Raw genomic sequence first — 13,171 nt, forward strand, 5'->3', positions numbered from 1 at the left:
TCGATTCGCCGGCCGCCCGCGCATTCCATCGGCGGGCGGCGCGTCGACCCCGCTTACTTCGCGGTCGGCATCGCGAATTCGGCGCCCTTGCCGATGCTCGACGCCCAGCGCTGCATCACCGACTTCTGGCGCGTGTAGAAGCGCACGCCTTCCTCGCCGTACGCGTGCATATCGCCGAACAGGCTCTTCTTCCAGCCGCCGAAGCCGTGCCAGGCCATCGGCACCGGGATCGGCACGTTGATGCCGACCATGCCGACCTGGATGCGCCGCGCGAATTCGCGCGCGATGCCGCCGTCGCTCGTGAAGCATGCGACGCCGTTGCCGAATTCGTGTGCGTTGATCAGGTCGACCGCTGCGCCGAAGTCCTTCACGCGCACGCAGCCAAGCACCGGCCCGAAGATCTCTTCCTTGTAGATGCGCATGTCGGGGCTCACGTGATCGAACAGCGTGCCGCCGGTAAAGAAGCCTGCCTCGCGGCCCGGCACGCGCAGCCCGCGGCCGTCGACCACCAGTTGCGCGCCTTCGCTGACGCCTTGCTCGATATAGCCTTCGATGCGCTTGAGCGCGTCGCCGGTGACGATCGGGCCCATCTCGACTTCCGGCGACATCCCGTCGCCGATCACCAGCTTGCGCGCGCGTTCGGCAACCAACGGCACGATCTTGTCGGCCACGTCGCCGACCAGCACCGCGATGCTGATCGCCATGCAGCGCTCGCCGGCCGAGCCGTATGCGGCGCCGATCAGCGCGTCGACCGCCTGCTCGATGTTCGCGTCCGGCATCACGACGAGATGGTTCTTCGCGCCGCCGAGCGCCTGCACGCGCTTGCCCGACTGCACCGCGCGCTGCTGCACGTAGGCCGCGATCGGCGTCGAGCCGACGAAGCTGACGGCCTGCACGTCCGGGTGGTCGAGGAGCGCGTCGACCGCGCCCTTGTCGCCCTGCACGACGTTGAACACGCCGGCGGGCAGGCCCGCCTGCGTGAGCAGGTCGGCGATGAACAGCGCCGCCGACGGGTCGCGTTCGCTCGGCTTCAGCACGAACGTGTTGCCCGTCGCGAGCGCGACCGGGAACATCCAGCACGGCACCATGCACGGGAAGTTGAACGGCGTGATGCCCGCGACGACGCCGAGCGGCTGGCGCATCGTCCAGTTGTCGATGCCGGTGCTGACTTGGTCGGTGAAGTCGCCCTTCAGCAGCTGCGGCACGCCGCATGCGAATTCGATGATGTCGATGCCGCGCGCGACTTCGCCCTGCGCATCCGAGAACACCTTGCCGTGCTCGGCGGTGATGATGGCGGCCAGCGTGTCGCGGTGTTCGTTCATCAACTGCAGGAAGCGGTGCAGCACGCGGGCGCGGCGGATCGGCGGCGTGTCGGCCCAGGCCGGGAACGCCGCACGGGCGGACGCGACGGCGCGCTGCACTTCGTCGTCGCCGGCGAGCGCGACGCGGCGCACCGCGCGGCCGAGCGCCGGATTGAAGACGTCCTGGAAGCGGCCGCTGCGGCCGGCGACGGGTGCGCCGTCGATGTAGTGGCCGACGTCGGCGTCGGACGTATAGGCGGGAACCGTGGTCATGCGTGTCTCCTGGGCATGGGAATGGGGGATGGACGGAACCTAGTCTAGGCAAAGCGGCGGGTCGGGAGAAGGCCGAGCAGCTTGATTCACTGTTCAGAATTCTGAATAATCGGCGGATGAATCAGCAAAATGTCCAGGCGCTCTGGCCGCATATCCACTCGCTGACGGTGCTGGCCGCGGCCGGCAGTTTCACGGCCGCCGCGCAGCGGCTCGGCATCAGCAAGGCCGCGATGAGCCAGCGCATCGCCGATCTCGAGAAGGCGGCCGGCGTGCCGCTCGTGCGGCGCACGACGCGCAGCGTGCGGCTCACCGACGCCGGGCAGACGCTGGTCGACAGCACGCGCGACGCGTTCGAATCGATCGGCCAGCACTTCGCGCGCGTGAAGGACCTCGCCGGCGAGCCGCGCGGGCTGCTGCGCGTGACGGCGCCGGTCGCGCTCGGGCGCCAGCAGGTCGTGCCGCACCTTCCCGATTTCCTGCGGGAGCACCCGGGCGTGCATATCGAACTCGACCTGTCCGACCGGCTGCATTCGCTGACGCAGGAGGGCTTCGACCTTGCGATCCGCCATACGACGACCGCGCCGCAAACCCACGTCGCGTGGAAGCTGTGCGACACGCGTTCGCTGCTGGTCGCGAGCCGCGACTACCTCGACGCGCGCGGTGCGCCGCGCCACCCGAGCGAACTCGTCGACCACAGCTGCCTGTGCTACCTGCGCGACAACGAACCGGCCGCCTGGAGCTTCGAGCCGGACGGCCGGCGGCGCCAGCGCGTGAGCGTGCCGGTGCGCGGCAGCTTCGCGGCCAACAACAGCGAGGCGATGCGCGAGGCCGCGCTCGGCGGCCTCGGCATCGCGCTGCTGCCGGATTTCAGCGCGCAGCGCGATCTCGACGCCGGCCGGCTCGTCGCGCTGCTCGACGGCTGGCGGCCGTCGGGCGCGTTCGGCGACCACATCTTCGCGCTCCGGCCGTACAGCCCGGTCGTGCCGAGCGCGGTGCGTGCGCTCGTGCGGCACCTGCGCGAGCGGCTCGCGGGCGGGTTCGCGGGCGCCTGACGGGCGCTTGGCATGACGGGCGCGTGCCGAGCGCGGGCGCGCTGCGTCGCGCGGCCGGGCCCGGGCCGCGCGGGCAGGGGCGGCCGCGCTGCGGTAAAATCGCCGCTTCCTCCCGCGCCCGTGGGGCGCGTCATTCGAAGGTCGACAGCCGATGCAGATTCACAAGGAAGTGGACGCGCGCGGGCTCAATTGCCCGTTGCCGATCCTGCGCGCCAAGAAAGCGCTCGCCGATATGGAGAGCGGGCAGATACTCAAGGTGCTCGCGACCGATCCGGGTTCGCAGCGCGATTTCGCCGCGTTCGCGAAGCAGACGGGCAACGAGATCGTCGAAGTGACGACGCAGGACAAGACCTTCGTGTTCCTGATGCGCCGCCGCTGACGGCCCGCATCACGCGCCCCTTGCGGCGCCCGCTCGCGCACCGCCCGCTGCGGTCCGCCGCGCCAACGGCGCGACACGAGCGCCAGCACAGACCCTCGCCCAGGCGCCTGTTCCATGGGAAAGCGCTCGTCTGACGCCTCTGACAATTCTTAAACCTCGCCGCACGACCGGCTGCGTATACTGACCCGGCCGGTCGTCCGTCTCGAATGGATGCGCCGGCCACGGTACGTCATACGAGGCGGGCACGGGGGCCATGCCTGACGCTGCCGTCGTACAAACGGGGAGAGGACATGTCCTTCAGACCAGGGACCATTCGAAGTCCGTCCGCAGCGGAATGCATCGCGCCCGCACGCGCGGCGGGGTTGAGCCGGATCGAGCTCGACCCGCAATGGGATCGCCACGCGCGTGCCGCGCTCGAGGCGTATGCCGATTCGGCGGCGGCCGAGATGCCGTGGCTGGCCGAATCGCTCGACGAACGGCTGCGCGGCGCCGCGCGGGACGACGGCGCGGGCTTCACGTATTGCGGCGCGACGATCGGGCGCGTGTTCGATCTCGCGCAGGCGTGGGCGGCGAGCCAGCCCGACTATGCGGCGCCGGCGTGGGAGCGCGTGCGCAGCCAGCTGGAGAGGATGCTGGGGCAGCCCATGCTGGGGCAGCCCACGCTGGGGCAGCCGGAAGCGCCTCCAGTTGCGCGACGGGAAGGATTATTCGAATAAAGGACCGTAGTCCGCGCAATTTCTTGGCGAATTTCATACTACTATGATGAAATCGCCGGTTCGTCCGTGCCCCGTTTTTGAGATGGGTGGCCGGGGCGCCGTATCGCGCAGGTTGCGCGCTCGGCAAACGACGGCTCGCCGGCCGGTGTCGGGCGCCGCGCGCGTGCTGCGCGGCGGGATGAGTGCGGGGAGCTGAACTGGACGAATCGATTTCGATTTGCGGGGTGCTATGAGAATTGCTGTACTGGATGATGATCCGGCCCAGACGGATTTCGTCAGTCAAACGCTGACGGCCGTCGGCCACACGTGCTATGCGTTCAAGGAAGGCAAGGCCCTGAAGAAGCGTCTGCAGCGCGAGACGTTCGATCTGCTCGTGCTCGACTGGAACGTGCCCGACATGTCCGGCGAGGAAGTGCTCAAGTGGGTGCGTGCGAACCAGACCGAGCACAGCCTGCCGATCATCTTCATGACGAGCCGCGACGACGAGGCGGGGATCACGCAGATCCTCAACGCCGGCGCGGACGATTACGTGGTCAAGCCCGTGTCGGGTCCGATCCTGCGCGCGCGCATCGGCTCGCTGCTGCGCCGCGCGTATCCGGTCAACGCGGAGGCGACCGTTCGCGAGTTCGACCAGTTCCGCTTCGACGTGAACCTGAAGCAGGCCTATGTCGGCGACAAGGCCGTGAGCCTCACGCAGAAGGAATTCGAGCTCGCGCTGCTGCTGTTCCAGCACCTCGACCGGCCGCTGTCGCGCGCGCACATTCTCGATCTCGTGTGGAAGCAGGCGACCGACATCCCGTCGCGCACGATGGACACGCACATCTCGATGCTGCGCACGAAGCTCGGCCTGCGGCCGGAAAACGGCTATCGCCTCGCGCCGATCTACGGCTACGGCTACCGGCTCGAGCGGGTCGGCCAGGGAGAGCCGGAGTGACCCGGCGCATCACGCGGCGCACGGCGAGCCTGCGCACGGCGGCACTGCACGCGGCGTGCGCGGTCGCGTTTGCGTTCGCGGCGCAGCAGGCCGTCGCGCAGCCGAGCGCTGCCGCGGGCAAGATGGTCGTCTACCGCACGCATGCCGGCGACACGCTGTACGACGTCGCCGCGCGCTACCTGCAGGGCCCGGACGACTGGCAGCTGCTGCAACAGATCAACGGCGTGCCCGCGCCGAAACACCTGCAGCCCGACATCGCGCTGAAGCTGCCGGTCGCGCGGCTGCGCAAGGAAAAGCTGACCGCGCGCGTCGTCGCGGTGCAGGGCACGGCCGAGCGCGCGTCCGGCGACGCGTACACGCCGCTCGCGAACGATGCGACGCTGACCGAGGGCGACCGCGTGCGCACGGGCGCGAACGGCTTCCTGACGCTCGAACTGGCCGACGGCACGCACATGAGCCTGCCGCCCGACAGCCAGCTCGACCTGAAGACCTTGCGCCGCACCGTGCTGACCGGCACGCTCGATCGCGAGTTCGAGCTCACGCGCGGCTCGGTCGACAGCGAGGTCACCCATCTGAAGAAGCGCGACGACCGCTTCCAGATCCGCTCGCCGTCGGTCGTGGCCGGCGTGCGCGGCACGCGGTTCCGCGTGAACTACGACGCCGCCGGCAACGCGGCGACGCGTGTCGAGGTGCTCGACGGCACCGTCGGCGTCGCGGGCAAGCGGCAGCCGGCCGACCCGACGCTCGTGCATGCGAACTTCGGCAGCGTCACGACGTCGTCCGGCGCGGTCGGCGCACCCGTGCAGCTGCTGCCGGCGCCCGCGCTCACGCATCCGGACAAGGTGCAGGACGAGCCCGACCTCACGTTCGACGTCGCGCCGCTCGAGCATGCGCATGCCTATCACCTGCAACTCGCGCGCGACGCGGGCATGCTCGCACTGTTCAGCGAAACGCGCACGGTCTCGTCGCGCGCGGTGTTCCGCGAGGTGCCGAACGGCACGTACTTCGTCCGGATTTCCGCGATCGACGACAACGGCCTCGAAGGCATGCCGCACATTTACGCGTTCGAGCGGCGCCTGATGGGGCTCGATGCGAGCGCGTCGCCCGGCCCGGACGGCTACGAGTTCCGCTGGGCGCCGAACGACGCGGCCAAGGACGCGCGTTATCGGTTCGTGCTGTCGCACTCGAAGGACCTGAGCGCGCCGGTCGTCGACCAGATGGGCCTGCAGGCGCGCCGGATCACGGTCTCCCACCTGCCGCCCGGCGACTACTACTGGGCGGTGACGGTCGAGGAGTTCGAGGGCGGCAAGTTCTATCAGAAGACGAGTCCGGTCAGCGCGTTTACGTTGTCGCGCTGACCCGCGGCGCATGAAAACCGACTCCGTTTCTCCGCGGCGGCGCCTCGGCCGCCGCTTCCTGATCGAGTGGATCGCGATCGGCTGCCTCGGGATCGCGGTGATTCTCGCGTGCGCGCTCGGCCGGTTGTCGTCGAGCGTCGACGGGCTGATCTACGACCGGCTGCTGATGCTGCGCAGCCTGCCGCTGTCGCCCGACGTCGTCGTCGTCGACATCGACAACCAGAGCGTGTCCGCACTCGGCCGCTGGCCGTGGCCGCGCAGCGTGCACGCGCGGCTGCTCGACACGCTGGCGCGTGCGCAGCCGGCCGCGGTCGTCTACGACGTGCTGTTTACCGAGCAGTCGCCGGAGGATCGCGCGTTCGCCGACGCGATGGCCCGCGTGCCGACCTTCCTGCCCGTCTTGCTGAGCCCCGAACAGGCGGACGGCACGCGCACCGTCGATCCGCCGGTGGCGGAGCTGTCGGCACGCACGATGGGGCTCGGCCACATCAATCTCGAAGTCGATCCCGACGGCATCGTGCGTAGCGTCGCGCTGTTCGAAAGCGACGGACGCGTGCGCTGGCCGCAGCTGATGGTGCCCGTCTACCGCGCGATCCAGGCCGGCCGGCTGCATCCGGTCGGCGGCACGCCCGGCGCGCATGCGCACGACCTGTCGCGCGACGCGACCGGCGACGGCCGCTACCTGATTCCGTTCAGCCGCAACACGCCCGCGTATCCGACGCTGTCGTTCGACGACGTGCTCGAAGGGCGCGTGAAACCAGACGCACTGCGCGGCAAGATCGTCGTCGTCGGCGTGACGGCGTCGGGCCTCTTCGACCGCTTCGCGACGCCGGTGTCGGGCGACTTCGGTCCGCTCGCCGGCGTGTACATCCATGCGAACGTGCTCGACATGCTGACGACCGGCAGCGCGATCCTGCCTGCGTCGCGGGCCGGACTCTTCGCCGCATCGCTGCTGCCGCTCGCCGTGCTGCTGGGCGGCTTCCTGATGCTGTCGCCGTGGCGCGCGCTGCTGCTGACGCTGAGCCTGGCCGCGCTGGCCGTCGTCGCGAGCCTGGCGCTGCTGTTCGAGGCGCGCGTGTGGCTGTCGCCCGCGCCGGCCATCTTCGGGCTGGTCGCCGTCTACCCGATCTGGAACTGGCGGCGCCTGGAAATGACGATGTCGTACCTGCGTCGCGAGCTGCAGCGGCTCGCCGACGAGCCGCACCTGCTGCCCGAGGCGCCGCGCACGCGCAGCGTCGGCGGCGACGTGCTCGAACGGCAGATGGCGCTGATGGCGCAGGCCGCGCAGCGCGTGCAGGACATGAAGCGCTTCGTGTGGGACAGCCTCGACAGCATGCCGGAGCCGATCTTCGTCACCGACCTGGCCGGCACCGTGCTGATCGCGAACCATGCGGCGAAGCGCTACGGTTCGCGGCTCGCGCTGCCGGTTCCGGAAGGGCGGCCGCTGCGCGCCGCGCTCGGCGAGCTGACCTTCATGAAGACCGTCGACGGCAACGCCGAACACGACGTCACGATCCGCGCCCACTGGCCGGCCGCGCTCGACCCGACGCTCGGGGCCGAAGACGAAGCGATGGCGCGCGGCATCGAGGTGCGCGATCGCGACGGGCTCGACCATCTGTTACGCTACGCCCCGTGTACGAACGCGCAGGGCCACGTGACGGGCTGGATCGCCGGTCTGGTCGACGTGACCGAGCTGCACGCGGCCGAGCGGCAGCGCGAGGAGGCGCTGCACCTGCTGTCGCACGACATGCGCTCGCCGCAGTCGTCGATCCTCGCACTCGTCGAGATCGAGCGCGATCGCGTCGAAACCGACGCGATGCGCGGGCTGCTCGCGCGGATCGAGCGCTATGCGCACCGTGCGCTGTCGCTCGCCGACGAGTTCGTGCAGCTGGCGCGCGCGGAGTCGCAGGCGTACCAGCTCGAACCGACGAGCCTGGTCGACGTGCTGATCGACGCGAGCGACGAAGTCTGGCCGCAGGCGCAGGCAAAGCGCATCCGCATCGAGACCGACGCCGGGGCCGACATGTGCTGGACGCGCGCCGACCGCTCGCTGATCACGCGCGCGTTCGTCAACCTGCTGAACAACGCAGTCAAATACAGTCCGTCCGACACGGTGATCGCGTGTACGCTGACGGTCGAGCATGCATCGAAGCGGATCTTCTGTACGATTCGCGATCAGGGGTACGGCATCGCGCCGGAAGATCTGCAGCATCTGTTCGAGCGTTTCAAGCGGTTCCATGCCGGCGAGCGGCCCGAAATCTCGGGCTCCGGGCTCGGCATGGCATTCGTGAAGACGGTCGTCACGCGCCACGGCGGCAGCGTGACGGTCGACAGCGAAGTGGGTGTCGGCACCGCGGTGACGGTGTCGCTGCCCGCGATCGACGAGCCGTCCGCCTGACAGGGCCGGGCACGACGGCAGGCATTTGGGGGAAGTCATGAGAAAGGAATGGGCAGCGGCCGCGCTGGCGGCGTCGCTGTTGACGGGTTGCGCCGGCGTCACGACCGGCGTGAGCGCGCTCGGGCAGCCGAATGCGTTCGCATCCGGTGCGCACGGCTACGATTTCGTTCGCACGGCCGCTCAGGCCGACGATGCCGAATACCGGCAGATAGAGACGCTCGTGCGCGACGAGCTCGCGCAGCGCGGCTTCGACGCGCAGCCCGGCCCGGCCGCGGGCTACCGGCTGTCGATCGCGTATGCGACGCAGCCGGCGTCGGTCGCGGCGACGGCCGACCAGTGCGGCGCGGCAAGCAGCGCGTGCGTGACCGTCGACGGACCGGCGCCGTTCGCGCTGCCGTTCGCGGGCAAGGTGTACCGCCACGTGCTGACGCTGCGTTTCGTCGATGCGAAGACGGGCGTCGACGTCTATCGCGTGTCGGCGTCGCTGCGCGATCGCGATGCGCTCACGCAGCAGGCCGCGCCGACGCTCGTGAAGAGCGCGCTCGCGAAGCTGCCGTTCGAGCAGGGCGACGGCTGGCTCGTGAAGACGAAAAAAGACGACGCGGGCGCAATGCCGGGCGTCGTCTCGGTGAAGCCGGCCGTCACGCGCTGACGCGCCGGCCGTGAGGCGAGGGCGGCCCGCCGGGGAGGCGAGGCCGGCCCATGCCGCGTTCAGGCAGCCGGTTGCCCGTTGCCGCGCGCACGCAGGTACGCGTCGAACTCGGTGCCGACTTCCGGGTGGCGCAGCGCGAACTCGACTGTCGCCTTCAGGTAGCCGAGCTTGCTGCCGCAGTCGTAGCGCGTGCCTTGGTACTTGTAGGCCAGCACCTGTTCGTCGGCGAGCAGCGCCTGGATCGCATCGGTGAGCTGCAGCTCGCCGCCCGCGCCCGGCTTCAGTGCACGCAGGTGTTCGAAGATCCGCGGCTTCAGGATGTAGCGGCCGACCACGCCGAGGTTCGACGGCGCGACTTCCGGCTCCGGTTTCTCGACGATCGCCGACATCTTGACGATCGACTCTTCCCACTCCTTGCCGTCGACGATGCCGTACGACTTCGTCTCCGACGGCGGGATCTCTTCCACGCCGATCACCGAGCTGTGATAGTGGTCGAACACGTCGACCATCTGCTTCATCACGGGCGGGTTGCCGTCGAGCAGGTCGTCGGCGAGGATCACCGCGAACGGGTTGTCGGCGACGAGCTTCTCCGCGCACAGCACCGCATGGCCGAGGCCGAGCGCTTCCGGCTGGCGCACGTAGAAGCAGTCGACATGGCTCGGCTTGATGCTGCGCACGAGCTCGAGCAGCTTCTCCTTGCCGCGCGCCTCGAGTTCGGCCTCGACCTCGTACGACTTGTCGAAGTGATCCTCGATCGCGCGCTTGCTGCGCCCGGTCACGAAGATCATCTCGGTGATGCCCGCGGCGATCGCTTCCTCGACCGCGTACTGGATCAGCGGCTTGTCGACGACGGGCAGCATTTCCTTCGGGCTCGCCTTCGTTGCCGGGAGGAACCGCGTGCCAAGACCGGCAACGGGGAATACCGCCTTGGTGACTTTCAACATGATCGAACCTTTATTCCTGTAATCGACTTGTCAGACAGCCTATGTTCACGTTCCGATTATAGTGAACGCAAACGACCTTACCGTTTGTTACGCAGGCAACCGATCGAGCTGAGCGCGCAGTTTTTCCAGCGTGCTCTGGAATTCGGCGACGCGCTTCTGCTCCTGCTCGACCACGGCCGGCGGGGCTTTCGCGACGAACGCCTCGTTGCCGAGCTTCGCATTGCACTTCGCGATCTCGCCCGTCAGGCGCGCGATTTCCTTCGACAGGCGCTCGCGTTCGGCCGCGACGTCGATTTCCACCTTCAGCACCAGCTTGTTCGGGCCCACGATCGCGATCGGCGCGCCGTGCGCTTCCTTGTCGAGGGTCGCTTCGTCGGCCAGGATCTGCACTTCCGACAGGCGCGCGAGCGCCTGCACGTACGGCGCGAACGAGCGCAGGCGCTCGGCATCGCCGGCCGCGAGCAGCGGCACCTTGGTCGCCGGCGACAGGTTCATCTCGCCGCGCAGGTTGCGGCACGCGTCGACGATCGCCTTCAGGTCGGCCGCCCATTGTTCGGACGCCTCGTCGATCTTCTGCAGGTTCGCGACCGGATACGCCTGCGTCATCAGCGACGCTTCGCCGTCGGCCTTGCCTTGCGGATAACGGCCGGCGAGCGGCGCGACCTTCTGCCAGAGCGCTTCGGTGATGAACGGGATGATCGGGTGCGCGAGGCGCAGCACCGTTTCCAGCACGCGCAGCAGCGTGCGGCGCGTCGCGCGCTGCTGTTCCGGCGTGCCGTTCTGGATCTGCACCTTCGCGAGTTCGAGGTACCAGTCGCAGTACTCGTCCCACACGAACTTGTAGATGCTGGTCGCGATGTTGTCGAAGCGGTAATCGGCGAAGCCCTTCGCGATGTCGGCCTCGGTGCGCTGCAGGAGCGACACGATCCAGCGGTCGGCCGCCGAGAAGTCGAGGTAGCCGCCGGGGCCGCAGTCGCCCGCGCCGCACACTTCCGGCTTGTCGGCGCCGCAGTCGTGGCCTTCGCAGTTCATCAGCACGAAGCGCGTCGCGTTCCACAGCTTGTTGCAGAAGTTGCGATAGCCTTCGCAGCGCGCGAGGTCGAAGTTCACGTTGCGGCCGAGCGTCGCCATCGACGCCATCGTGAAGCGCAGCGCGTCGGTGCCGAACGCGGCGATGCCGTCCGGGAATTCCTTGCGCGTCTTCTTCTCGATGGTGGCGGCCTGCTTCGGGTTCATCAGGCCGGTCGTGCGCTTCGCGACCAGCGTCTCGAGGTCGATGCCGTCGACGATGTCGATCGGGTCGAGCGTGTTGCCCTTGCTCTTCGACATCTTCTGGCCTTCCGCGTCGCGCACGAGACCGTGCACGTAGACGGTGTGGAACGGCACCTTGCCGGTGAAGTGCGTCGTCATCATCACCATCCGGGCGACCCAGAAGAAGATGATGTCGAAGCCGGTGACGAGCACCGACGACGGCAGGAAGTGCTGGAGTTCAGGCGTTTCGTTCGGCCAGCCGAGCGACGAGAACGGCACGAGCGCCGACGAGAACCACGTGTCGAGCACGTCCTCGTCGCGCTTCAGCGCGCCGGTGTAGCCCTTCGCGGCGGCCTGCGCGCGCGCCTCTTCCTCGTCGCGTGCGACGAACACCTCGCCGTTCTCGCCGTACCACGCGGGAATCTGGTGGCCCCACCACAGCTGGCGCGAGATGCACCAGTCCTGGATGTTCTCGAGCCACTGGTAGTAGGTGGTCGTCCAGTTTTCCGGCACGAACTTGATCTGGCCGCTGCGCACGACGTCGAGCGACGTTTCGGTGATCGACTTGCCCGGGTTGAACGTGCCTTCCGGCGCCGGCTTCGTCATCGCGACGAACCACTGGTCGGTCAGCATCGGCTCGATCACGACGCCCGTGCGGTCGCCGCGCGGCACCATCAGCTTGTGCGGCTTCACGGAGTCGAGGAAGCCCTCCGCGTCGAGGTCGGCGACGATTGCCTTGCGCGCGTCGAAGCGGTCGAGGCCGCGATACTGCTCGGGGCCGTTGTCGTTGATCTTCGCGTCGAGCGTCAGGATCTCGATCGGCGCGAGGTTGTGGCGCAGGCCGACCTGGTAGTCGTTGAAATCGTGCGCGGGCGTGACCTTCACGACGCCCGTGCCGAACTCGCGGTCGACGTAGTCGTCGGCGATCACCGGGATCTCGCGGCCCGTCAGCGGCAGCGTGACGAGCTTGCCGATCAGGTGCGCGTAGCGCTCGTCTTCCGGGTGGACCATCAGCGCGACGTCGCCGAGCATCGTTTCCGGACGCGTGGTCGCGACGGTCAGCGAGCCCGAACCGTCGACGAGCGGGTAGCGGATGTGCCACAGGTGGCCGTTTTCCTCCTCGCTCGCGACTTCGAGATCCGACACCGCGGTGAGCAGCACCGGATCCCAGTTCACGAGGCGCTTGCCGCGGTAGATCAGGCCCTGTTCGTAGAGCGTGACGAACACGTCGCGCACGGCGGCCGACATCTTGTCGTCCATCGTGAAATATTCGCGCGACCAGTCGGTCGACGCGCCGAGGCGGCGCACCTGGCCCGTGATCGTCGAGCCGGACTGCTGCTTCCACTCCCACACGCGCTCGACGAACTTCTCGCGGCCGAGGTCATGGCGCGACACGCCCTGCGCGTCGAGCTGGCGCTCGACGACGATCTGGGTCGCGATCCCCGCGTGGTCGGTGCCGGGCACCCACAGCGTGTTCTCGCCGAGCATCCGGTGGTAGCGGGCGAGGCCGTCCATGATCGTCTGGTTGAACGCGTGGCCCATGTGCAGCGTGCCGGTGACGTTCGGCGGCGGCAGCTGGATCGCGAAATCGGGACGCGCCGGGTCGAATGCCGGGGCGGCATAGCCGCGTTTTTCCCACTCCGGCCCCCATTGGGACTCGATGGTGTGGGGCTCGAAACTCTTCGCAAGCGTGCTGTCGCTCATGGTTGGAAATCTGCCGAAAAATGCGTGAATTGGATGCCGAATCTGACAATTATAAATGGATGCACATCGGCCAGCCATCGCTTGCCCGCGCGGGCGGGTCGCAAGGGGCGCGCAGCGCGGGCGACGGCCCGCGGCACAACGGATCGGAAACGGCATCGCGCGGCCGACTTATAATGGCGGGTCCGCATTTTTCTCGCACGTCCGCTGCC

At 68.6% G+C, this 13,171-nt stretch carries 10 protein-coding genes; 7 read left to right on the plus strand and 3 right to left on the minus strand.

Annotated features, from left to right (window positions below):
• Positions 1-53: 53 nt before the first annotated feature.
• Positions 54-1,574, minus strand: coding sequence for a CoA-acylating methylmalonate-semialdehyde dehydrogenase (locus NQV17_RS23660; RefSeq protein ID WP_257774090.1), 1,521 nt, complete (start codon positions 1,572-1,574; stop codon positions 54-56).
• 116 nt (positions 1,575-1,690) lie between these two features.
• On the opposite strand from NQV17_RS23660, the gene NQV17_RS23665 reads away from it, so the two are divergent.
• The 7 genes from NQV17_RS23665 (at position 1,691) to NQV17_RS23695 (ending at position 9,063) form a co-directional block, all read left to right on the plus strand.
• A complete protein-coding gene (locus NQV17_RS23665) occupies positions 1,691-2,626 on the plus strand; it encodes a LysR family transcriptional regulator (RefSeq protein WP_257774091.1) in 936 nt (311 codons plus the stop codon).
• A gap of 151 nt (positions 2,627-2,777) precedes the next feature.
• A complete protein-coding gene (locus NQV17_RS23670) occupies positions 2,778-3,005 on the plus strand; it encodes a sulfurtransferase TusA family protein (RefSeq protein ID WP_006753156.1) in 228 nt (75 codons plus the stop codon).
• Between the two features lie 290 nt (positions 3,006-3,295).
• Positions 3,296-3,721, plus strand: coding sequence for a peptidase (locus NQV17_RS23675; protein ID WP_257774092.1), 426 nt, complete (start codon positions 3,296-3,298; stop codon positions 3,719-3,721).
• A gap of 229 nt (positions 3,722-3,950) precedes the next feature.
• Positions 3,951-4,655 carry a response regulator transcription factor gene (locus tag NQV17_RS23680; RefSeq protein WP_006490421.1) on the plus strand — a complete coding sequence of 235 codons (705 nt, stop codon included), beginning with the start codon at positions 3,951-3,953 and terminating at the stop codon, positions 4,653-4,655.
• Positions 4,652-6,013, plus strand: coding sequence for a FecR domain-containing protein (locus tag NQV17_RS23685; protein WP_257774093.1), 1,362 nt, complete (start codon positions 4,652-4,654; stop codon positions 6,011-6,013). The genes NQV17_RS23680 and NQV17_RS23685 overlap by 4 nt, the downstream gene beginning before the upstream one ends.
• Before the next feature lie 10 nt (positions 6,014-6,023).
• Complete coding sequence (locus NQV17_RS23690) at positions 6,024-8,411, plus strand: CHASE2 domain-containing protein (RefSeq protein WP_257774094.1); 2,388 nt, start codon at positions 6,024-6,026, stop codon at positions 8,409-8,411.
• A gap of 37 nt (positions 8,412-8,448) precedes the next feature.
• Positions 8,449-9,063, plus strand: coding sequence for a DUF4136 domain-containing protein (locus NQV17_RS23695; protein WP_257774095.1), 615 nt, complete (start codon positions 8,449-8,451; stop codon positions 9,061-9,063).
• A 59-nt stretch (positions 9,064-9,122) separates the two neighbouring features.
• Here NQV17_RS23695 and galU read toward each other — a convergent pair whose 3' ends face one another.
• Positions 9,123-10,007, minus strand: coding sequence for a UTP--glucose-1-phosphate uridylyltransferase GalU (gene galU, locus NQV17_RS23700; RefSeq protein ID WP_124523042.1), 885 nt, complete (start codon positions 10,005-10,007; stop codon positions 9,123-9,125).
• An 87-nt stretch (positions 10,008-10,094) separates the two neighbouring features.
• Entirely contained in the window at positions 10,095-12,962 is a 2,868-nt protein-coding gene (locus NQV17_RS23705; RefSeq protein ID WP_257774096.1) for a valine--tRNA ligase, read from the minus strand.
• Positions 12,963-13,171: the final 209 nt, after the last annotated feature.

Source organism: Burkholderia sp. SCN-KJ (assembly GCF_024656005.1).
Taxonomy (GTDB): domain Bacteria; phylum Pseudomonadota; class Gammaproteobacteria; order Burkholderiales; family Burkholderiaceae; genus Burkholderia.

Coding starts and splice junctions, on each gene's coding strand:
- NQV17_RS23660 (WP_257774090.1), bottom strand. CDS start 1,574: ATGACCACGGTTCCCGCCTATACGTCCGACGCCGACGTCGGCCACTAC.
- NQV17_RS23665 (WP_257774091.1), top strand. CDS start 1,691: ATGAATCAGCAAAATGTCCAGGCGCTCTGGCCGCATATCCACTCGCTG.
- NQV17_RS23670 (WP_006753156.1), top strand. CDS start 2,778: ATGCAGATTCACAAGGAAGTGGACGCGCGCGGGCTCAATTGCCCGTTG.
- NQV17_RS23675 (WP_257774092.1), top strand. CDS start 3,296: ATGTCCTTCAGACCAGGGACCATTCGAAGTCCGTCCGCAGCGGAATGC.
- NQV17_RS23680 (WP_006490421.1), top strand. CDS start 3,951: ATGAGAATTGCTGTACTGGATGATGATCCGGCCCAGACGGATTTCGTC.
- NQV17_RS23690 (WP_257774094.1), top strand. CDS start 6,024: ATGAAAACCGACTCCGTTTCTCCGCGGCGGCGCCTCGGCCGCCGCTTC.
- NQV17_RS23695 (WP_257774095.1), top strand. CDS start 8,449: ATGAGAAAGGAATGGGCAGCGGCCGCGCTGGCGGCGTCGCTGTTGACG.
- galU (WP_124523042.1), bottom strand. CDS start 10,007: ATGTTGAAAGTCACCAAGGCGGTATTCCCCGTTGCCGGTCTTGGCACG.
- NQV17_RS23705 (WP_257774096.1), bottom strand. CDS start 12,962: ATGAGCGACAGCACGCTTGCGAAGAGTTTCGAGCCCCACACCATCGAG.